The following is an 18847-nucleotide window of genomic DNA, read 5'->3' as shown; positions in this document are numbered from 1 at the left end:
GGATAATGACCGTACTCCCAGCTCCCAGCTCCCCGCTTTCAGCTACCAGCTACCAGCTACCAGCTACCAGCTACCCCAACAGACCCTTCAACAAGTCCTCGGGACTCGGACTCTTCACAAGCACGCTTTTCACGTCCCCATACCCCTCAACCAGCAGCTTCGCCGCAATCGCCTGCCCCTCACGTCCACGCACCAACAATCCCTTTGGCGTCTCGGAAATACTCACCTCAAAAGGCGCCACGAGCGCACGAACACCTGGCTGATCTTGCGTCTCCACCAAAAGCTCCGTTTCAACACCGTTTCGCAAAAGGTCTTGATACCGCCCCGCAAACACGATCTCCTTGTCGCGAAGCACCAGCAAGGAGTTCATCTTGGGAATCAACGCAGGATCGTTTGAGGCATGCACGAGCGCCGCCCCTTCCGTTAGCCGAAGCTCAAGCAGCTTCCACACGCGCTCCCTCACCCACGGATCAAGCATCTCAATCGTGCTGTCGACAACCAAAAGGTTTGCGTGAGAAGCAAGAACCGGCAGCAAATCGCACCCTGCTTGCTGCGTCGGCGAAAGCTCCGAAATTGTCAACTGCCGATGATCCCATAGCCGCAGTGCATCAATGGCCTCTCCCGCCCTTAGGGCGCCCTCTCGCCCCGAAATGCGCTTGGCAACGACCTGTGGACTGCTGCGCCGGTCCTTTGCCGAGAGCCCCATCGTCGCCACGGTTCCGCGCTGTGTTGCCGTTCCTTCCGGGCTCTTGTCGATCCCCGCAAACACACGAAGCGCCCACGATTTCCCGCTCGCCGCTGGACCAAACACCCCGAGCGACTGCCCCGAAAGAAGCGTCACCGAGAGCGTCGGTCCACGCGAAGTCAGTCGAAAGCGGTCAATTTCGAGCCGGCGGCTCATGGCGTTCCTTCGGGCAACACGGTCAACTCTTTCGGGAAGTGAGTCAGCACCTCCACACCATCCTTCTTAACGACAACATCGTCTTCGATGCGAACCCCGCCAAATCCCTCAATGTAAACGCCAGGCTCCACTGTCCAGATCTGGCCCTCTTCCACGATGTCCGTCGAGCTCGTCCCCAGCCTTCCCGAATCGTGAACGAGCCGACCAAGCCCGTGCCCCAACCCGTGTCCAAAGTACTTCGCCAGACCTATTTCATCCAAGATTTCACGTGACATCTTATCGATATCGACACAGCGAACCCCCGGCTTGATCGCTTCAATGCTCGCAACCTGCGCCTTCAAGACCTGGTTATAGATTTCGCGATGCCGTGGGCTCGCCTCGTCGACCACAAATGTTCGCGTGATGTCGCTGCAATATCCATTCAATCGCGCCCCCAAATCAAGCGTCAAGAAGTCACCGGATTCAAGCTTCTTCTCCGAAGCGCGACCGTGCGGTCGGGCGCTGCGCAGACCGCTCACTACAACCGGATCAAATGACGACGTTGCCCCTTGCCGACGGAAGAAGAACTCGATCTCCATGCCGATGTCCCACTCCGAAACACCCGGCTGGACCAATCGCTTGATATGCTCAAGGCACGCATCGGCAAGCTTGCAAGCCTGCCGAACTTTTTCGATCTCATCGCTCGACTTCACCATCCGCAGCTTCGAGACTAAATCGGGGGCCAGTTCAAGCTGTACCCCCTCCCACGCCTTCGACCAGTCCAAAAACGTCCGGTGGCTTACCTTTGCCGCGTCAATGCCCAACCTCCGAACGCCCAACTTACTCAAATGAGCGCCGATAAACTCAATCGCCGTTACCGGAGTGGCAAACGAGTCTACGGGCAGGCCCTGCACCTCTTCTTGAGCCTGCAACGTATAGCGGCTGTCCGTTAGAAAAATGCCCGTATCCGCAGTCAAAATCACCCAACCTGCGCTGCCGGTAAATCCAGTTGCCCAGGTGTATCCATCCGCATCCGCGATCAGCAAAGCCTCAATCTGGTGCTCGGCCATCGCGCTTCGCAAGCGCTCAAGGTTCTTCATTAAACAGACTCTCTCTCAAGGTTTCTTAGCGCCTGCAGCGCCAGCACATACCCATATCCGCCAAAGCCAACGATCTGCCCAACCGTGATCGGAGCAATCACCGAATGCCGCCGGAACTCCTCACGCGCATGAACGTTTGAAAGGTGAACTTCCACGATCGGGAGCCGAACCGAGACAAGCGCATCACGCAAAGCGATGGAATAATGCGTAAGCCCGCCGGGGTTGATGATGATCCCATCCGCCCACTTGCGATGCTCCTGAATCGTGTCGATCAGGGTGCCCTCCGAGTTCGATTGCAAAATACGCACTTCTATCGTCAGGTCCTTGGCTGCTATCTGGATATCGGCATCGATCTCCTCCAGCGGCTTTTTGCCATAAACATCGGGTTCACGAAAGCCGGTCAGATTCAAGTTCGGACCGTGCAAAATCAATACGCGCAGTTCTTTTTCAGCCATGCGTTTCTTCCGGGGTTGTCGCGCTCAGGTCGATGGCACACTCGGGCAGAAGTTGTGGGATGCCGTCGAGGATAGGAAAGCCTTTGTTGCAGCTCTTGCAAACCAACATTCCACTCTCCAGCACCAAAGGGGGTCTGCCTTCTTCGAGCGGGCAGGCCAAAATAGCCACAAAATCGGGGTTGAGGACCGCCTGTTCGGGCGCGTTAGGGTTCATGCGTCACTTCGTGATAAACGGCAAGCGTTTTCTCGGCGGTCTCACGCCAAGAAAACGCCTTTACCCGGCTCAAACCGAGCTGCCGCATCACGAGTAGCTTACCGGAATCGTGCAAGATATCCTCTATCGCTTGAGCCCAAGCGCCAGGTTCATAAGAAGACATCACCTTAGCCGCATTCCCCGCCGTTTCCGGCAGAGCGCCCCCATTGCCGCAGATCACAGGACACCCACACTTAAAGCTCTCCAACAGGGGAATCCCAAAACCCTCATGCAGACTTGGTGCGAGATAGAGATCAGCCCCCGAATACAGCGCCGAAAGGTGGGCATCCGAAACATAGCCCGTGCTGATCACCCGATCCGAAGTCTCCTCGTCACCCCATCCCGACTTTCCTGTCACTACCAACTTGTGCGGAATGCTCGTGGGGAGCATCGATACAGCCTGAACAGCGAGATTCGTATTCTTCCTCGGCCATCGCGTCCCTACCGTCAAGATGTACGGACTCTCAATGCCGAGATCGTCATGCACGGTGCGCTGCGCCATATCTTTATCAAACGATTCAATCGCCGGGCCGGCGGCAAGCGGCGTCACCCGAATCTGCTCTTTCACATCCGGGTAATACTGGGAGATCTCCCGCTTCGATGTCTCCGAAACCGTGATCACACGCGAGCTTCGACGCATCGAAGGTGGCACAAAACGCTGCAAGATGAGCCTATCGCGAGGCTGAAACCACTCCGGACAGATCAAAAACGACACGTCGTGAACCGTTGTCACCGCATGGGTCCCTGCGAGCGGGCTCACGTTGTACTGTGTGTGGATCACGTTCGCCCCAAGTCGCCGCGCTTTGAGCGGGAAACGGAACAAACTCCACCACCGAGTTCGACGGGAGTTCACGGTCAGCCACTCGAATCTTGGGTCGTCGGGAATTCCTGCGGGCCGTTCGTTGTTAGAGATAAGTAGAAAGCGAACGTCGTCCTCAAGCTGGGAAAACCCATGCAGCAACCCGTTCCAATAAGTCGAGTCGCCGGTCATATCGCCACCGATCAGCCGAGCGTCGATAGCGAAAAGGGATGAGTTCATAAGTGATCCTGAGTTCTGGCGCGAATCCTGCTACTATTGAGACACGCCGTTTCGCAAAACTGTTTCGCTTGGACCCAATTCGATGAAAAAACAAAAGCCTCCCGTTATCCTAGCATCCGTCATCGTCGTTTTACTCGGCATCATCTTTGCCATCACTTGGCAGGGCAAAACCACCCAAGAGCAGCTCGCCATGGAAGAGCAGATGGCCGAGATGAAGCTCACTGGTGCGCCTCGTGAGGCCACCTCCAAAGAGCAGATGCAAATGGCGACAAAGAAATCCAGTGAGTCCGTTGAGACAAGCATGGACCCTGCTTCGGTCGATCGAACACGCCCACGCAAGCCTCACCGACCCTCCATCTTCGTCGACGAAGTTGTTGGCTCAAAGCCCAAGCCGAACGACACCAACGTCTCGTCGCAGTGGTATCAGCCCGAAAGCAAGAAGAAGTAGCCGGGCCAAACGGTACACTAGCAACCCTTGAGCACGCCTTACCTGGCCGTGGTGATACCGGCGTATGACGAAGAAGAGCGGATTCATCGAACGCTCGAACGCCTCCATGAGTACTTCCTTGAACAGGACTACTCGTGGAGCGTCACCGTTGTCAGCGATGGAAGCAAGGACAAGACCGAAGAGATCGTCCAAGCCTTCGCGTCGACGCATCCCAACTTCCATCTCCTCGCCTACAAGCCCAATAAGGGCAAAGGGCACGCCGTCCGTCATGGCATGCTCGAAGTCGACGGCGAGCTTCTGCTGATCAACGACGCCGACCTCGCCACACCAATCGAAGAGATTGAGAAGCTCCTTCCCGCCATCAACGAAGGCAAAGATATCGCCATTGGCAGCCGCCCGCTCAAAGAGAGCAACCTGGAGATTCGGCAACCCTGGCATCGCGAACAGCTCGGGCGGCTGTTCAATCGAGCCGTTCAGCTTCTCGCGGTGCGAGGAATCGAAGACACTCAGTGCGGCTTTAAGGTGTTCAAAAAGCCCGCCGCCGTTGACGTTTTCAAGCGATGTAAATTCGACGGATTCAGCTACGACTTCGAGGCGCTTTTGATCGCCCGTGAACTCGGATACACCATCGCTGAGATCCCGATCCGGTGGCGACACCAAGACGGGTCGAAGGTCAATCCGCTACGTGACGGCATGCGAATGCTCCGAGATTTGGTAAAACTCCGCCTTAAGGGCAAGAAGGGGCGGTTACGAGAGCGTGAATCCTGAAGAATACGGTCGCATGTACGAGTTGGAGGACCACTATTGGTGGTTCGTCGGACGGCGCAATCTAGCCTTCGGACTTCTCCGGCGCGCCTTCCCCAACCCCTCGATCAAGCCCAAAGTGCTCGATCTCGGCTGCGGCACAGGCGTAATCATGGGCGAACTGACGCAGTGGACCGAGCCGGTGGGCCTTGATATGAGCAACCTCGCCCTGCAGTTCTGCCGAAGGCGCGGGCTGACTCCCCTCGCCCAGGCTCGCGGCGAGTGGCTCCCCCTCCAGTCCAACTCCTTCGATGCCATCATCGCGCTAGACATCTTTGAGCACATCGATGACCACATCGCCGCTTATAAAGAAGCCTATCGAGTGCTCAAACCGGGTGGTGTTCTCGTAATGAGTGTGCCCGCATTTATGAGCCTTTGGGGGCCGCACGACATTGCCCTCATGCACTTCCGGCGATACCGCAGGCGTGACCTCCGTACCGCGCTTGAGGCTGGCGGATTCAAGCAGATGAGGATCAGCTATTCGGTGTTCTTTCTGTTTCCGGTGGTGGTGGTCCTGCGTATCTTCGAGAAGCGCAGAAAGGGCGAGGCCAAGGCATCCCTCATCACCGTCCCGAAATGGTTCAACAGCCTGCTTATTGGCCTTCAACGCTTTGAAGGATGGCTGATAGAGCGAGTCCGACTGCCCTGGGGGTCCAGCCTGATCGCCGTTGCCCGCAAAGACAAATAAGCCTTGGCGTATCTGTCTCTAGCCTACAACACATGGGTGAAACTCGCCCAGCCCCGTCCCTGTATGAGCAAAGCGAGAATGGGAAGAGGGGTAAGCAACCTTGGAACGGCACCGAAACTCCCTTCCCCCTACGGAGCGAGGGGGAAGGGATCAGTGAGCGCAGCGAACTGGGGATGGGGGTCGAGTTCGCCCATCCCTGCCGGTTACAATGCACAAGTTTGCACAGTTAGGAAACTTCAGAACCCCCACCCCTTTATCCCCTCCCCCTCGCTTCGCAGGGGGAGGGGCTGTTGACTTGAATTCGGCATGACGCACTTACAAGTATTTGAATGAATCCCTTCCCCCTGCATTTAGGGAAGGGATGTGCCTGCCCCGACGTGTCAGGGTGAGCGCAGCGAACTGAGGGATGGGGGTCAATCTGCTGTGAGCAGACTCTCCACCATGTCAAACTGAAACCATGTACACCGTCGGATGTGTGCCTTATCTCAACGCCAAACCCCTGGTTTGGGCGTTCAAACACGCAGGCGAAAGCTCACCCGTCAAAGTCCTCTTTGACGTCCCCTCAAAGCTCCCCAAGATGCTCGACGACGGCACCGCATCCGCCATCCTCGTTTCTTCCATCGAAGCTCTGCGCATGCCAGGAGCCCGCATCACCGACGGCGTTTCCATCAGCAGCTATGCAGACGTCATGTCGGTTCGCATCTTTAGCAAAGTCGAGCCCCAAGAGATCAAAAGCCTTGCTCTCGACCAAAGCTCCATGACCAGCAATGCCCTCGCCCAGATCGTGCTCGCCGAGAATTACGACGTCCACCCAGAAGTCGAGCCGATGCCCCCCAGCCTCCCCGAAATGCTGAAAAAGCACGACGCGGGTCTTCTCATCGGCGACAACGGCATGCGCCAGCCCACCGGCGAATACCACATCATCGACCTCGGTGCAGAGTGGCGCGCCCTCACCGGCCTGCCGTTCGTTTGGGCGGTGTGGCTGGGGCGCGGAGGAATGACTGGCGCCCTCAGCGGGCACCTTTTTGCCGCTATGCAAGAGGGGCTTGTGCGCATGTCGGAGATCGTCCCCGAAGCCGCCGAAGAAACCAGTTTCCCACTCGAGATCGCAGAGCACTACCTCACAAACGTGATGGACTTTGAACTCGGCGACGACCATCTTTCCGGCCTCGAAGCCTTCCGCCAACTCCTCATGAAGCACAAAATTCTTAAAGCTTCGCAGTTGCCCGAAGTCATCACTGCGGAGTGGTCCGCACGGTCTTAGCTGGCAACGGAGGGCTCGCAAAGAAAATCTCCTTGCCCAACGTAAACACCCCCAACAACAGCACCATTACACCAAAAACAGGCCGCAGCGCTCGCCCATCCACCCGCTTTGCAACCGTTGAGCCAATCCACATCCCCACAAAGGCAATCGCCGCTACCGGCAGAAGAACCGACCAGTCCAGCGACTGGCCCGCGGTAGCTTGCCCAGCCAACCCGACCGCCGAGTTCACCGCGATAATCAGCAAGCTTGTCCCCACCGCTCGCTTCATCGGCAGGCCCGCCATCAAGACCAATGCCGGGATGATTAGAAAGCCGCCCCCCGCCCCAACAAGCCCTGTGATCAGCCCAACTGCCATACCTCGCAAGCCCATCGCGATCGGATTCATATTCGTCGGCTCCGAACGCTCCGCAAAACCTCGAGGCCGTAAAAAAGCATAGGCCGACCCCAACATGAGCAGCGCAAAGAAACCCATCAAGAAGGAGTCCCTCGAAATAGAGCCCATCTGTACAGGAAGCGCCGGAACAACAAGAGCGCGGGTCAAGTAAACACTCACCAGCGACGGCCCGCCAAAAACTAACGCCACACGAAAATCGATCTCGCCAGTCCGAAAGTACATGATCGATCCGAGCGCCGCCGTCAACCCAACGATAAACAGAGAATCACCCGTCGCCTGAGTGGGCGAAAGCCCAAAGAGATAGACCAGCACCGGCACAGTCAGAATGGACCCACCAGCCCCCATCAGGCCAAGACTTAGGCCGATCAAAAGAGAAGCAATATAGCCAAGAATAATCATGGTCGCCGTCAGCTCTACCATGACAGAAGGGCAACATCACCCGATGGATTCTTCGGATGGGTCAAACACCCAAAAACCTATCCGACCTCCAACTCACAATCGATGCGCTCGCGCACCATCGCCCTCGCCCGGTGCAGTCGCGACTTCAGCGCCGCAATTGTGATCCCTAACCGACGAGACGCCTCCTCTGCCGTCAACTCCTCAATATCCCGCAATTGGTACGCCTCGCGATAGAGGTCGGGAAGGCCGTCCAAGGCCCGATGAATGCAGTCCCTCATCTCGCCCTCCATCGCAACCTCCTCCGGCGTGGCAACATCGGAAACCGGCTGAAACCCCTCCTCTTCAAGCAGCGCCATGCTAAAGAACGGACGCAAAGATTCCCGCTTTTTCAACCGGCCGCATGTCCGCCTGCCGATCTGCGCCAGCCACCCCTGAAAGGCCCGTTCATCCTGCAACTGGTCCTGAAACCGGTAAGCCCTCGCCAGCGACTCCACCAGCACATCTTCCGCATCCTCGTGATTCCCACACATGCGAAAAAGCTGTCGGTAAACAGCGTCCTTATGCCGCGATGCCAGACGTTCAAAGTCCACTCAATCAGTTTATACGCTATTCGCAGACCTCGGCATAAACCGCCTATCACTCAAACTCTGGGGGCCAAGGCTCGCCAGGAAATCGGTCGATCACCGAGCCGTAGTTCACGCCCGCCGGAACCTGCGACCATAGCCACCAGTCTTTGCCATCGGTAACCCATTCCTCCACCAGCTTGGCGTCGAATGCCTTTGTCGAGGTGTCATTCCGCACCACCTGGTAGATACCGATGTACTTTCCGTTGGCATCCTTTTCAAAATCGACGTACTCCACACGGCCTTCCTTTAGGCTTCGCTGGAGGTGATCTTGGCAATAGAACACGACGGACATGGGGTCGAGTCCAAGGCGAGTTTTGTACTCGTCGCCGAGTTGGCGTGGACCGCTCCGATAGACATAGCCAAGGTCAAAACCCTTGACTTTGAGCTGATCTGGGCAGTGCAAGATATCCCGGGTCTTGAAGTATGGTTTCAGGGCTTCGTATACATACTGCTTGCGGGGCGTTCTTGTAAGCAGTTGATCCTTGGGGTTTTGCCCGTCCCAGTCGGTCTGATACATGGAAATGGACAATCCCAGCTGGTGCAGGTTAGACAGGCACTGGGTTCGCTTTCCGCTCTCCTTCACGCGCATAAACACGACCAAGAGGATGGCGGCGATAACGGCGACGATCGCGATGGCAATGAGAAGTTCGACCAAGGAAAATGCACTTGGCTTTCGCCTCATGGATCCAGCTCCTTTCATTAGGCTCACTCTCTTTCAGCCACTACAGCGACGATCGCATAGCAGGCTTGGGTTTCAGCGGCCTGTAAAGTCCTATACCAAGCATTTAAGTCCGTCCAACGTAGACCTTCTCAACCTTCCCATCCTTCTCGTAAAGGATGATCAGCGTCACGGGAGGGTTGAACAGCATCACTTCGCCGTTGGCAGTGGGGATATCTTTGGGAGAAAAAGAGTGAAGAATATTCGCCCGCTCAACCTCGTTAAACGTCTTCGCGTCGTACTTCCACCTTGGCTTGCCCATTGCTGGCTCGACCTCCGACCAGGGCTTGCCGATCAAGCTCCTTGCAAGCTGTTCTTCGTGCGAGGTGTCGAATATCCATATCAGGCCGACATAGCAGACCACGCCAAAGATAGCTACAAGAACTATAGCTACAATGATGTCTTTCTTACTCATGGGTGAGATCCCCTGGACATCTGCATCTTCAATATAAAGACGCCTAACGGAGCACGGCTAGTTTGGGATGAAATACAAAACTCTGAGGCAGCGCTCGGTCTATGCCTGCACTACAATAGATAGGTGACCGCCTTTCTTGTACTTGCTATTCTGGCAGTTCCTCCAGCCGACAGTTGGCACACGCACTATTCAAAGATGTTCCGAGTCGATCCAGGCCCGCCGAACTATGTGGCCCATGTCAGCTGGTACGGCACTCGGTCAGGAGGCTCCAAGAAGACGATGATCGATCTCATCGAGCTTGACGGGGTTGGGGGAAAGGAACTGATTACGTCGACGCGGATTGAAGGAGATCCGCGTATCATTGCTGTTTCGGTTCATGCTTACAAGAGCCATGAGGACTTTGAAGACAAGCAAGGCAGGTTCCATAAGTTCTTTCCTACTTGGATGCTGGCGACAAAGTGGAGTCGCGGGCAGCACGACCACACGACGGTGTGGTGGTTCAACCCGCAGACCATGCGCCCGACCGAACTGCTCGACGTCCTGAACGGGGACGTGAGTCGGCTCGACAAGGGCATTGTGGAGGAGCGCACGTTCTCGCAGTACGTCGATCGCAGGGAATGGCCTGCGGGAGTGCGGGATATCGGAAAGCCGGTGCGTCGGACTTGGCAGATGGCTGAGAATGAGCTTAAGTTTGTCCCCGGCCTTTGGTGTAGGGGGTAACGGGAATGGGTGTGTTTGATTCTCGGGATTCTCAACTAAACGAGCGTGACGATTATATTTTCGCTACCTGAGACTTTATTGTCGGATATAATGGAGCCTTAAGAGGGGAGCATGGCTCTTTCGAAAATATTAGATGCTTTGTTTGAGCATATCATTCAGAAGGGCGCAGATCGCACAATCGGCGCACTTCGAACTCGTAGCAAGCTAACCACATTTAAAATATGGAAGTCATCAGAGGAGGCAAGAGTAGCCTTTTCTGCAATATTGTCATTAGAAATAGACAATCACTTTTTAATAGTCCGTAATCTTCACAGGCCTGAAACTTTTGCTCCCTTTGGTGGAGTCATCAAATACTTTGATAGCGCAAGTTCGTTTCTAAACAGTGTAGAATTCCGGCCTCATATGCTCGCACCAGCTGGCGATGCTCATAATGACCTGCGTGGGTTTCTTCCTCGAAAGCACTGTAGTAGCCTTCTGCACTGGTATACGCTGAACAATGACAGAGAGCAAGGCAATGACTGCATAAGGCGTGAACTAAAAGAAGAATTGAAAGAGGCAGAAGTTTCGATTCAGGTCCCGACCAACATCAGATTCAAACACGTAAGAACAATTTTTGAGGGCCCAATGATTCCGCCAGGAGCTAACTACCAACAAGTGCGACTTTTTGAAGTATGGAGCCCTATTGCTGACAAGACTAACATAAAAAACTTCATTGAAAAGCTGTTTTCTATAAGTGACAACTCTCATATAATTAGCGTCAATTCTGATGATATTAGAGTTGGAAGATCTCGTGATAATCACGTAATCGCTCCTCACTGTGAATACTTGATGACTTCACGGAAAAAGCTACCAGAAAGCCCCATGATCAGGTAATGATACAAGGTATTACGTTTGTTTCTAATAGATTAGTATTTACTGCATTGGGATTCGTGTACCTTATTTAATCATTACACTCTGTTTAAAGTTCAATTGTACGGTTCACCCTCTCTCCACCCAAAGGAGAGGAATAAATAGATTAACTATAGCTCCCTACGCCAACGACCCCATCGGATCCCAGGGTTCCAGTTCCACCGCAGGCCGATCAAGCATCTTCACGTACTCTTCGGGCAGGTACTTCTGGTGTACCACAACCTCATAGTTGAACTCGTCGAACCATTTGTCGGTCATGGCGTAAAAGCCTTTGTCGCCGCCTTTTTCGCCCCAAGAGTTTTCGACGCGCCACTTTCGGGGGCTGCCGTCATCGTCCAGATCGACCCCGGTAAAGACCATCGCATGGGTCATGAGCGACTCGCCGTAGTCCAGCCGCTCGGCCTTATTCAGCGTAGAGTGCGAACCGTAGACTAGGTCATAGTCGAACTGCTCCACGTCCATCCAGCCGCCTTCGCGGTCAAGGTACTTGCCCACGTCGCAACCGAACCAGACCGGCTCACCGTTCTGCATCTGCTTAATGGCGGCTGCCTTCATCACGTCGAGATCGACGTTCAGGTACTTGATATCCTCTCCGCCCACCACGTTGCCCAGATACTTGATGGTGTAGACCTCGTCGAACTGCTTGCTCGACTGGGGGCAGTGGATGAGGCAGATCATATCGCTCAGGTCGACGTCGATGTGCTTTCGATAGAACTCTTGCGGGGTGAGGATGCCGTCGCGGTGGAACGCCTTGTCCTTGTCGCGCCACTGCCACTCGAACTGAGTGGGCGGCTCGCCCAGATGGATGCAGAGCATCTTGTAGACCTGCTCAAGCATGGCGGGCTTCATGGCTCTCAGCTCGTCCATCGACTTTCCGGCGCGGTGGGCTTCGCGGAGTCGGCAGCCGTACTCCTTTAGCCGCAGAGTGATCTGAGAGTTCATCTGCCCCGTGCTGGAGCTGCTTTCGGTCTCGGGCATCACGCTTTTGGGCACCAGGCCGTGCTTCTTCACCAAGTTGATGAACATGTGCCACTGGCCTCCATCTTGGATGGGAGCGGCGAAAAGGTGGGCAATCAGGCGTCCGTCGGTGGGTTCGTCCAGGGTGTCCAGCACCGCCTCCAGAAAGTAGTTGGCCTTTTCAAACTTGTCCCAGAACATGGTGTGGTTTTGGGAGAGCTCGAAGTCGTCGCCCAAGTTCATGTTCTTGATGGCGACCACACGCAGGGTGTTCAGCGCGGCAAACATCCAGCACCGCCCGCTCCCGTTCTGGCTGGTGATCTTGTTCTCGGGCAGATGCACGCTGAAGGTCATGTTGTTCTGGGTGACCTTGCGGCGGTTCAGCGCGACCTTGGGGACCGTGGTGGTGCAGACCGCGTTCATGGCGGCGCGGTTGCGGGGGTCGGCTTCGAAGGCCTTTTGGAAGTCGGCGATCTGGGGAAGGGTGATTTGGCCGGTGGCGGTTGGGGAGGGGGCGGTGGCTGCCATAGGGGCGTTTTACCCCGAAGTTAATCTATCGTGGCTTTTGCGGGATGCGTTCGTCACCGTTGTCCGAATCCTGTACTTCTGGCTTCAGAGCATAAGTAATCCTTACTCCAGAAGCCAGCCGCGCTCGACTGAAGCGCGTCATAGCCACGGGCAGAATCAGCAAGAACGTTGAGACAATCCCAGTATCCTGCGAAATCTCTTTCCATACGTGATGATGCACGGCTACACAAGCCACCGTTAAGGTTGAGATGATAATGCCAAAAACTAAGATAAGGCCTGGCTCAGCTGAAACACCGCGACGCTCTGCGATCCAAAGAACTAAGCATGGCACGACTATCGAGGCAACAACGAACAACTCCATCTCTATCATTGATACAGCTCGCCCGTGTTTGCGTTGCACTACAAAGACCATATCACGGCAACGCCGTCAGAACCTGCTCCTTCTTGCCTTCGACGATTTCAACCTGAGCCCCTCCGGCAACAATCAACCGACCGCTCTTGAGTCGGATGATCGTAGGACCGATGCAGCTTTCGCGGATCGGTCCGTCACCGATACACCCGGCATAGAGAAATCGGCTTGTCTTTGCCGTCCAAACGGTATCGACGACGCCCGCTTGATCCCCATCTGCAAAATAGTCCAAATAGACGGTCACCCCGGGCTGCTTTTTGAGGAAGATATCAAGCCCGGTCAGGATGCGATAGTCGCCGCGAAAGATGAGCAGCGTTGCGACGATAAGCAAGCCGGAAACCTTAGCGATCCCGAACCATAGTTTGCGCGAGGCGAGCAGCTTCTTCATGCGATTGCCCTCACAGAGAGGACAGTGATTGGGCATTGCAAGGTTCGCTTGGGGCATTTCCGAAGCTTGCATCGAAGCCGGGTGCCACCCCCTCCTCGATCCTCCCCCGTTGAGGGGGAGGATGACGTTTGCGGGGGGGTGGGACGTGTGGGAGGCGTTGCCTCCGTGGCAGCTAGCGGATGGCCAGGGCGCTACCTCTCCGCTTGCTGCCACGGGCGAGACGCTTACCACGTTCAGGCTAAGCGTTGCCGCCTATGACACGGGTGAATCGACAGGCTCTATGATCAGTTTTTGCAAAAATACTGAACATGTATTGACAAAGCTTTCGCCATGCATCATAATCAGTTTCATTCAGATATCTGAATATGATGACTATCGAAAAGGAGACTCGACTTCAATGAATCGACTACATAAATGGTTTGGTATGGCTTTGCTTGCGAGCGTGACGGCGCTCCCCGCTCAAGCCAATCTCGTCAACAATAGCGGCTTTGAAACCGGCGACTTCTCCGGCTGGAGCACACAAGCCGCCGCCGCAGGATCGAATTTTGCCGTGATCAATGGATTAGCCCGCAGCGGCACGTTCGGCGCAATGTTCTGGGCCAATCAGGCTCAATACGATTCCATCTGGCAAACCCTCAATACGACGCAAGGGGAAACCTACACGATCAACTTCTGGGTCTACAACGGCGGAATTGAGAACGACAGCCTCCAGGTTGTCTGGGAAGGAAACACTATCCTCGAATCCACACCGATCGGCGCAGAGTTAGAGAGCTGGACCGAATTCAGCATCAATGCGCTCGCCACAACAAACGGCTCGCAGTTAAAGTTCATGCTATACGATGGCAACTCCGTTGCCGGTCTCGACGATATCAATGTGACAGCAGCCCCCGTGCCCGAACCTGCCAGCATGGCGATCCTCGGCAGTGGACTCTTGCTCTTGATTCGCCGCCGCCGCGCTCAATAGAATAGAAGCAATGGCATATTTCCCTGGGCAGGCCGACCGCATGGTCTTCAGCCTCGACCAAGTCAAGGCTCTGGCCTCCCCGGGGACGAACGAAATCTTTTGGGCGTTTTCGGCCCGAACACCCCGCTCCGTACGCGAGATCGCTGCAAGCCTGGGTAAGCGCGCGCCAGCCGTGCATTATCATATCGCTACCCTGCTGGATTTGAACCTGATCCTCGCCGTCGAGGAGCGCAAGCGCTACGCCCGAATGGAGACTCTGTACGTGCGCGCCGGTGTCACCTGCGTCGATAGCGTGCAAACAGCCGGTCCCGAATATCTCAGCTACCGCGTCAAGTCATTCGCCGCAACCATGCGCGAACTAACTCGGCAGACCGAACTCCTCTACGAACTCGCCCCCAATAAGCCCGACGTATGGGATTTCGAGCACTACTGGCGAACCGTCGCTCTCCTCACGCCCGAGCAGGCTGATCACTACAAAGACCGCATCAATCAGATCGTGCAAGAGATCGCCGCTCTCCCGCTCAACCCCGAAGGAGTCCGCGTCAACATTGCTGTCGTTATGCGCCCAACCATCGACCAAACACGAAAGTGGAAACAAGAACTGGGGCCGGACGACACGGAAGAGGAAGACGGGCAGAAAAAGAAGTAACGGAACACTTTCTTGTTCCCTACGCCACATCTCTCGAACAGCCTTGGGAGACAGGCATGAGGGAGTGTGCGAATCAAAAAACAGCCCTGCCTCACAAAAGCACGCATGTCTTCATACAATTCAGGAGGGCATCACTCCGTTGATGCCGCGCAACTACAGCGCATGCAGGGAAGTCTGCACTACAACCGTTTCAACAGGCTTTGCGCCTTTGCGAGAAAGAGAACGGGAGTTCATACATAGCCAAGCTCACCGCTCCTATCTTCTTGCCCACAAGTAACATTGCCAGTTCCCATACCAATCCAGCAATAATTTCAGAAATTATTGCAAAAACTAAAAAAGGTTCGGTAATGTGACCCTACATGCCCGATCCGACCATCGAATCTCGATACGATTCGCCCGACTTTCCCGGCGAAATCAAGGCCACCCTCGCCGAAGTGCGGGACCGTTGCGCCGCCATCATCGAAGCCGTTTGCGGTGGAGGAGCAAGGGCAAAAGATGTCTCTGACCAGTTCGGTGTCCACGCCAAACTTGGTTGGCAACTCTGGAACGTCGCGTTCTCCGATCCCCTCACGAGCTTTCGATTCCTTCCCAACGAACACGGCATCCGCCTCTGGGGAGAGTCGGCTATCAAGCAGGGAGTACCCCAAGAGCTGGTCAAGGACCTGGAAGACGCCATCGCCAAAGTCCGCGGCGTGATCGACCTCCATGCCGAAGACCGCGAAATGTTCGAGATGCTGGTCGACGCCCAGGCCGAGCTAGACAGCGACGACGCCGAGGTGCGATGGCGCAAGCAAGCCTTTACGGGGAATAGCTTCGTCTTTGGAGCACGCGCGAAGTGCGTCCTCGCCAGCGCTATCTTTTACCCTTCAGATCGGCCCAACTGGTTCAGCGTTGTCCGTATGCACGGGCTCATCAGCTTGGTTCGAACGCGCGTCGGCGTGCGCTGGCCCATCTCGACTCTGGTCGTTCAGCAAAGCGACGGCAGCGATGACGTTCCCCTCAGAGAACCCCTTGCCAAAGAATCGGAGTTCGCGAACATTACCGTCCCCTTCATGCCCAAATACTGCACCAAGCCCCTTCCCCCAGTCGAGCGCCGCAGCGATGGACACATGATCTGCGACGAGCTGCTCCCCGGCCTCGTCGGACTCACAGGCGCAAACACCGTTTTCACCGGCGAGATCCTGCACAACATCGGCCCGGCCCACGGTCGAACAGACGGCGAGTTTGCTCACTTCGGAACCGGCGTCCGCACCCCTTGCGAACTCCTGGTGAGTGACCACATCGTCCACAAGTCGTTGTTCCCCAATGCCAAACGCGAACTGCGAGTCTATGGCGAGCTCATCTCGTCCACTACCCGCGATGAGCGCGATCGGCTTGACGTCTCCGAAGAGCTGCAGCACCTAGGAAGCGGGCTTTCACGAGTGCGTACCGCCGACGTCCCCAGTTACGCCGATGCCCTCTGCGACGCCTTCGCCCAGATTGGAATGGACCCCAACGAATTCGATATCTACCGCGTGCGGATGCGATACCCGCCGATGCCCGCGTCGGTGATGGTCAGGCATGAACTGCCCCCACCACCCCAGTCTTAAGCAAAACCAAAACGGAAGATTTCTCCCGAGGCGAATCTCCCCAAGAAGCGAAAAGCAAGCCTCGGAATCTTAGATGGAGAGATACATGAAGAAAACACTATCCCTTATGGGAGTCGTCGCGCTAACCGTAGCCGCGAGCAGTTCCCAAGCAGTCACACATAACTTCGAGAGCCTGTCAGAGGGCTTCCTCGGCACCACATGGTCATCCGATGGAATCACCTACCGCGACGTCAACAACGTCTCTGGTGGCTTTCCCGATGGCAACACATTTGGTCCGGGCGACCTCGGCGATCAGTTGATTATCGAAGATGCAACGCTCTTCTTTAACGACTTTCCCGGATACGGCAGCCCAAACAACGTGCTGACGTTCGGTAGCGCGTTCGTTCCGGGTGGCAACCTGTCCATCGGCGCGCTGGCTTCCGTCTTCATCGACGTGGCCTTTCCTGCCGATTCGGCAAGTCTGGACATCGCATTCTACGAAAACGGTCCTTGGGGAGGGATGGTTTATCACCTGGATGCGCTACTCGGCGGCAATGTTGTGAGCAGCGATTCGTTCACGATCTCGGACCTCGGTGGACGCGATAACGCAACCTGGACGACGATGTCGGTCAGCGGCGCGTCCTTCGATACGCTCCAGTTGTACGCCACCTGGAACGGCGAGTACACCGCCCCACGCGGCATGATCGACAACGTGACGGTCAATAGCCCCGTTCCCGAGCCCGCCAGCATGGCCGTCCTCGGAATCGGCGCCCTCGCCCTGATCCGAAAGCGCCGCGCTAAAAAGGCCTGATCATCGTTTTCCCTCCCCTTCCATTTTTCCGGAAATGGAGGGGAGGGCTAGGGTGGGGAGGTTCCAGGATTTTAGATTTTGGATTTTGGATTTTGGATTGGCGATATCCGATCTCTACCTATAACCAGCAGCGCCTTCCTCACCAAACCACAAGCAACCAGCGCCGGCCTCAGCGATGAGTGACCGGCGCTTAACTTTGCTCAAGTGAGGCTATCCGTTAACGCTGGAGCCACCATCTTCCGAACTTGGTTTCGAATAGCGGAGGGCCATCGTTCAGTCAAAGCCACGAACTTTTCCCCAAATTGCAAGCAGTACTTTGAATGCTATCAAGGCGAATTACGGTCTCATCACAAACGACTCGGATGTCTCGGACATCTAATAATCATCCGAACAAAAAGTCTGCAAACGTCCCGCTGCGAATGGGTGCAAAGCCACCAAAGCCCGCGCTTCTGATAAGCTATCTCCAATGACGACCGTGTCCGTGTTCATGGATGTCGAGGACCCGATCAATCCGCTGGCTAACGACGCCGCCATCGACTTTGGGAAGCTCTTCACCGAAGCCGCTATCCTCGGCTCCTTTTGCATCACCGGCGAGAAGTGCCGCGCGCTTATTGAAGAGGGTCGCACCGACGTTATAGAAGCCATCAAGCCTCACACGGTTGGACTTCATACCAACACCCACTCCTTTCACCCGACGACGATGGAGCTGCTATCCGACCTCAGCTTCGAGGAGGGATGCCAAGCCGCCTACGACGCTGAAAAGCCAGGCGTAGACGCCTTCCAAAAAGCATTCGGCCGCCTGCCTTGCGTATGGGGTGGAGCCGGAAACACTTGGTCGCCGGAGATCACAGACGCCCTCAAGCGCCTGAACATCCCTGCCTATGTCTATGCCCTCACCCGAGTCCCCGACCACGCCGTCCACAGACTCAATGGAGTGATCGCGATGACCCAAGCGCTGAGCATCTCGGAGACCGACTGGAGCGACGACGCCCGCGCGAATGCCGAATCCGACCGACTTCTGCGCAGCTTAAGTGAAATCAAGCAACCGTGGGTGGGCATATTCATCGGCCATCCCACCAAGTTCAGACACACCGATTACTGGGACAAGGCTTTTTGGGGCGGACGCACACCCCCAGCGCTGCCCCTTGCCGACCCCCTGCCTAGGCAAAACTACACACAATCACTTGAGAATGTCCGCCGATTCTTGAACACGCTCAGATCGGAGTTCAAAGTCGTTGGCGTGGACGAGGCCGTCGCGATGCCCTGGACATTTCGCCCAGCAGTGGAAGAAGAACTCGCATATTTCAATGCTCACACCCCGGAAGCCATCCGTAGCGCAACTCGCTGGCCCGTCCATAAGCCCGACCTTGATAACGGACTCATCATCCACAAGACACTGGCCCTAGCCCACACCCTAGAAATCGGCTCTATCGTCGCATAATCCGCAAACTTCATCTATCA

At 55.8% G+C, this 18847-nt stretch carries 23 protein-coding genes; 11 read left to right on the top strand and 12 right to left on the bottom strand.

Annotated elements, in window-relative coordinates; translation table 11 throughout:
- Positions 1–70 precede the first annotated feature (70 nt).
- From KF784_05940 to KF784_05920, 5 genes are read right to left on the bottom strand one after another with little or no spacing between them, the layout of a single operon-like run.
- Positions 71–901, bottom strand: coding sequence for a hypothetical protein (locus tag KF784_05940; protein ID MBX3118585.1), 831 nt, complete (start codon positions 899–901; stop codon positions 71–73).
- Complete coding sequence (locus tag KF784_05935; protein ID MBX3118584.1) at positions 898–1980, bottom strand: aminopeptidase P family protein; 1083 nt, start codon at positions 1978–1980, stop codon at positions 898–900. The genes KF784_05940 and KF784_05935 overlap by 4 nt, the downstream gene beginning before the upstream one ends.
- Positions 1980–2435, bottom strand: coding sequence for a type II 3-dehydroquinate dehydratase (aroQ, locus tag KF784_05930; protein MBX3118583.1), 456 nt, complete (start codon positions 2433–2435; stop codon positions 1980–1982). The genes KF784_05935 and aroQ overlap by 1 nt, the downstream gene beginning before the upstream one ends.
- Entirely contained in the window at positions 2428–2649 is a 222-nt protein-coding gene (locus KF784_05925; protein ID MBX3118582.1) for a hypothetical protein, read from the bottom strand. The genes aroQ and KF784_05925 overlap by 8 nt, the downstream gene beginning before the upstream one ends.
- Positions 2639–3727: a glycosyltransferase family 4 protein gene (locus KF784_05920; protein ID MBX3118581.1), complete on the bottom strand. Its 1089-nt coding sequence runs from the start codon at positions 3725–3727 to the stop codon at positions 2639–2641. Before KF784_05920 ends, KF784_05925 begins: the two co-directional genes overlap by 11 nt.
- 82 nt (positions 3728–3809) lie before the next feature.
- On the opposite strand from KF784_05920, the gene KF784_05915 reads away from it, so the two are divergent.
- The 4 genes from KF784_05915 to KF784_05900 all read left to right on the top strand — a co-directional run bounded on the left by KF784_05915 (position 3810) and on the right by KF784_05900 (position 6931).
- Positions 3810–4175, top strand: coding sequence for a hypothetical protein (locus tag KF784_05915; protein MBX3118580.1), 366 nt, complete (start codon positions 3810–3812; stop codon positions 4173–4175).
- A gap of 27 nt (positions 4176–4202) precedes the next feature.
- The gene (locus KF784_05910) at positions 4203–4943 is read left to right on the top strand and encodes a glycosyltransferase family 2 protein (protein MBX3118579.1); all 741 of its coding nucleotides are present in this window, start codon (positions 4203–4205) and stop codon (positions 4941–4943) included.
- Entirely contained in the window at positions 4933–5667 is a 735-nt protein-coding gene (locus tag KF784_05905) for a class I SAM-dependent methyltransferase (GenBank protein ID MBX3118578.1), read from the top strand. The genes KF784_05910 and KF784_05905 overlap by 11 nt, the downstream gene beginning before the upstream one ends.
- Before the next feature lie 457 nt (positions 5668–6124).
- Positions 6125–6931, top strand: a complete 807-nt coding sequence (locus KF784_05900; GenBank protein MBX3118577.1) for a menaquinone biosynthesis protein — start codon at positions 6125–6127, stop codon at positions 6929–6931.
- On the opposite strand, the gene KF784_05895 is transcribed toward KF784_05900, so the two are convergent.
- The 4 genes from KF784_05895 to KF784_05880 all read right to left on the bottom strand — a co-directional run bounded on the left by KF784_05895 (position 6903) and on the right by KF784_05880 (position 9483).
- The gene (locus KF784_05895) at positions 6903–7745 is read right to left on the bottom strand and encodes a sulfite exporter TauE/SafE family protein (protein ID MBX3118576.1); all 843 of its coding nucleotides are present in this window, start codon (positions 7743–7745) and stop codon (positions 6903–6905) included. The genes KF784_05900 and KF784_05895 overlap by 29 nt on opposite strands.
- A gap of 56 nt (positions 7746–7801) precedes the next feature.
- Complete coding sequence (locus KF784_05890) at positions 7802–8314, bottom strand: sigma-70 family RNA polymerase sigma factor (GenBank protein ID MBX3118575.1); 513 nt, start codon at positions 8312–8314, stop codon at positions 7802–7804.
- Positions 8315–8360: 46 nt separating this feature from the next.
- Entirely contained in the window at positions 8361–9032 is a 672-nt protein-coding gene (locus tag KF784_05885) for a prepilin-type N-terminal cleavage/methylation domain-containing protein (GenBank protein MBX3118574.1), read from the bottom strand.
- Between the two features lie 103 nt (positions 9033–9135).
- Positions 9136–9483, bottom strand: a complete 348-nt coding sequence (locus KF784_05880; GenBank protein MBX3118573.1) for a hypothetical protein — start codon at positions 9481–9483, stop codon at positions 9136–9138.
- A 123-nt stretch (positions 9484–9606) separates the two neighbouring features.
- Between KF784_05880 and KF784_05875 the strand changes: the two genes are divergently transcribed.
- Both KF784_05875 and KF784_05870 read left to right on the top strand, forming a co-directional pair.
- Positions 9607–10203 carry a hypothetical protein gene (locus KF784_05875; protein MBX3118572.1) on the top strand — a complete coding sequence of 199 codons (597 nt, stop codon included), beginning with the start codon at positions 9607–9609 and terminating at the stop codon, positions 10201–10203.
- Positions 10204–10314: 111 nt separating this feature from the next.
- Positions 10315–11076, top strand: coding sequence for a hypothetical protein (locus KF784_05870; protein MBX3118571.1), 762 nt, complete (start codon positions 10315–10317; stop codon positions 11074–11076).
- A gap of 156 nt (positions 11077–11232) precedes the next feature.
- On the opposite strand, the gene KF784_05865 is transcribed toward KF784_05870, so the two are convergent.
- From KF784_05865 to KF784_05855, 3 genes are read right to left on the bottom strand one after another with little or no spacing between them, the layout of a single operon-like run.
- Positions 11233–12597, bottom strand: coding sequence for a C1 family peptidase (locus KF784_05865; GenBank protein ID MBX3118570.1), 1365 nt, complete (start codon positions 12595–12597; stop codon positions 11233–11235).
- Between the two features lie 25 nt (positions 12598–12622).
- The gene (locus tag KF784_05860) at positions 12623–12958 is read right to left on the bottom strand and encodes a hypothetical protein (protein ID MBX3118569.1); all 336 of its coding nucleotides are present in this window, start codon (positions 12956–12958) and stop codon (positions 12623–12625) included.
- Between the two features lie 52 nt (positions 12959–13010).
- Positions 13011–13394 (bottom strand): hypothetical protein, encoded by a 384-nt coding sequence (locus KF784_05855; GenBank protein ID MBX3118568.1) that lies wholly within the window; start codon positions 13392–13394, stop codon positions 13011–13013.
- A 397-nt stretch (positions 13395–13791) separates the two neighbouring features.
- Here KF784_05855 and KF784_05850 point away from each other — a divergent pair, with 397 nt between their 5' ends.
- From KF784_05850 to KF784_05830, 5 genes are all read left to right on the top strand, one after another.
- Entirely contained in the window at positions 13792–14358 is a 567-nt protein-coding gene (locus KF784_05850) for a PEP-CTERM sorting domain-containing protein (protein ID MBX3118567.1), read from the top strand.
- A gap of 10 nt (positions 14359–14368) precedes the next feature.
- Entirely contained in the window at positions 14369–15007 is a 639-nt protein-coding gene (locus KF784_05845) for a helix-turn-helix transcriptional regulator (GenBank protein ID MBX3118566.1), read from the top strand.
- A gap of 359 nt (positions 15008–15366) precedes the next feature.
- The gene (locus KF784_05840; protein ID MBX3118565.1) at positions 15367–16596 is read left to right on the top strand and encodes a hypothetical protein; all 1230 of its coding nucleotides are present in this window, start codon (positions 15367–15369) and stop codon (positions 16594–16596) included.
- An 85-nt stretch (positions 16597–16681) separates the two neighbouring features.
- On the top strand, positions 16682–17386 hold the full coding sequence (locus KF784_05835) for a PEP-CTERM sorting domain-containing protein (GenBank protein MBX3118564.1): 705 nt from the start codon (positions 16682–16684) through the stop codon (positions 17384–17386).
- Positions 17387–17852: 466 nt separating this feature from the next.
- Positions 17853–18827 (top strand): hypothetical protein, encoded by a 975-nt coding sequence (locus KF784_05830; GenBank protein MBX3118563.1) that lies wholly within the window; start codon positions 17853–17855, stop codon positions 18825–18827.
- Positions 18828–18847: the final 20 nt, after the last annotated feature.

This window comes from Fimbriimonadaceae bacterium (assembly GCA_019638775.1).
In the GTDB taxonomy this organism is placed as follows: domain Bacteria; phylum Armatimonadota; class Fimbriimonadia; order Fimbriimonadales; family Fimbriimonadaceae; genus JAHBTD01.
This window is presented reverse-complemented; position numbering and strand designations above follow the sequence as displayed.

Excerpts from the sequence above, each read along its gene's own strand:
- KF784_05940 (MBX3118585.1), bottom strand. The coding sequence starts at position 901 with ATGAGCCGCCGGCTCGAAATTGACCGCTTTCGACTGACTTCGCGTGGA.
- KF784_05935 (MBX3118584.1), bottom strand. The coding sequence starts at position 1,980 with ATGAAGAACCTTGAGCGCTTGCGAAGCGCGATGGCCGAGCACCAGATT.
- aroQ (MBX3118583.1), bottom strand. The coding sequence starts at position 2,435 with ATGGCTGAAAAAGAACTGCGCGTATTGATTTTGCACGGTCCGAACTTG.
- KF784_05925 (MBX3118582.1), bottom strand. The coding sequence starts at position 2,649 with ATGAACCCTAACGCGCCCGAACAGGCGGTCCTCAACCCCGATTTTGTG.
- KF784_05920 (MBX3118581.1), bottom strand. The coding sequence starts at position 3,727 with ATGAACTCATCCCTTTTCGCTATCGACGCTCGGCTGATCGGTGGCGAT.
- KF784_05915 (MBX3118580.1), top strand. The coding sequence starts at position 3,810 with ATGAAAAAACAAAAGCCTCCCGTTATCCTAGCATCCGTCATCGTCGTT.
- KF784_05900 (MBX3118577.1), top strand. The coding sequence starts at position 6,125 with ATGTACACCGTCGGATGTGTGCCTTATCTCAACGCCAAACCCCTGGTT.
- KF784_05895 (MBX3118576.1), bottom strand. The coding sequence starts at position 7,745 with ATGGTAGAGCTGACGGCGACCATGATTATTCTTGGCTATATTGCTTCT.
- KF784_05885 (MBX3118574.1), bottom strand. The coding sequence starts at position 9,032 with ATGAGGCGAAAGCCAAGTGCATTTTCCTTGGTCGAACTTCTCATTGCC.
- KF784_05880 (MBX3118573.1), bottom strand. The coding sequence starts at position 9,483 with ATGAGTAAGAAAGACATCATTGTAGCTATAGTTCTTGTAGCTATCTTT.
- KF784_05870 (MBX3118571.1), top strand. The coding sequence starts at position 10,315 with ATGGCTCTTTCGAAAATATTAGATGCTTTGTTTGAGCATATCATTCAG.
- KF784_05865 (MBX3118570.1), bottom strand. The coding sequence starts at position 12,597 with ATGGCAGCCACCGCCCCCTCCCCAACCGCCACCGGCCAAATCACCCTT.
- KF784_05860 (MBX3118569.1), bottom strand. The coding sequence starts at position 12,958 with ATGGAGTTGTTCGTTGTTGCCTCGATAGTCGTGCCATGCTTAGTTCTT.
- KF784_05855 (MBX3118568.1), bottom strand. The coding sequence starts at position 13,394 with ATGAAGAAGCTGCTCGCCTCGCGCAAACTATGGTTCGGGATCGCTAAG.
- KF784_05850 (MBX3118567.1), top strand. The coding sequence starts at position 13,792 with ATGAATCGACTACATAAATGGTTTGGTATGGCTTTGCTTGCGAGCGTG.
- KF784_05845 (MBX3118566.1), top strand. The coding sequence starts at position 14,369 with ATGGCATATTTCCCTGGGCAGGCCGACCGCATGGTCTTCAGCCTCGAC.
- KF784_05840 (MBX3118565.1), top strand. The coding sequence starts at position 15,367 with ATGCCCGATCCGACCATCGAATCTCGATACGATTCGCCCGACTTTCCC.
- KF784_05835 (MBX3118564.1), top strand. The coding sequence starts at position 16,682 with ATGAAGAAAACACTATCCCTTATGGGAGTCGTCGCGCTAACCGTAGCC.
- KF784_05830 (MBX3118563.1), top strand. The coding sequence starts at position 17,853 with ATGACGACCGTGTCCGTGTTCATGGATGTCGAGGACCCGATCAATCCG.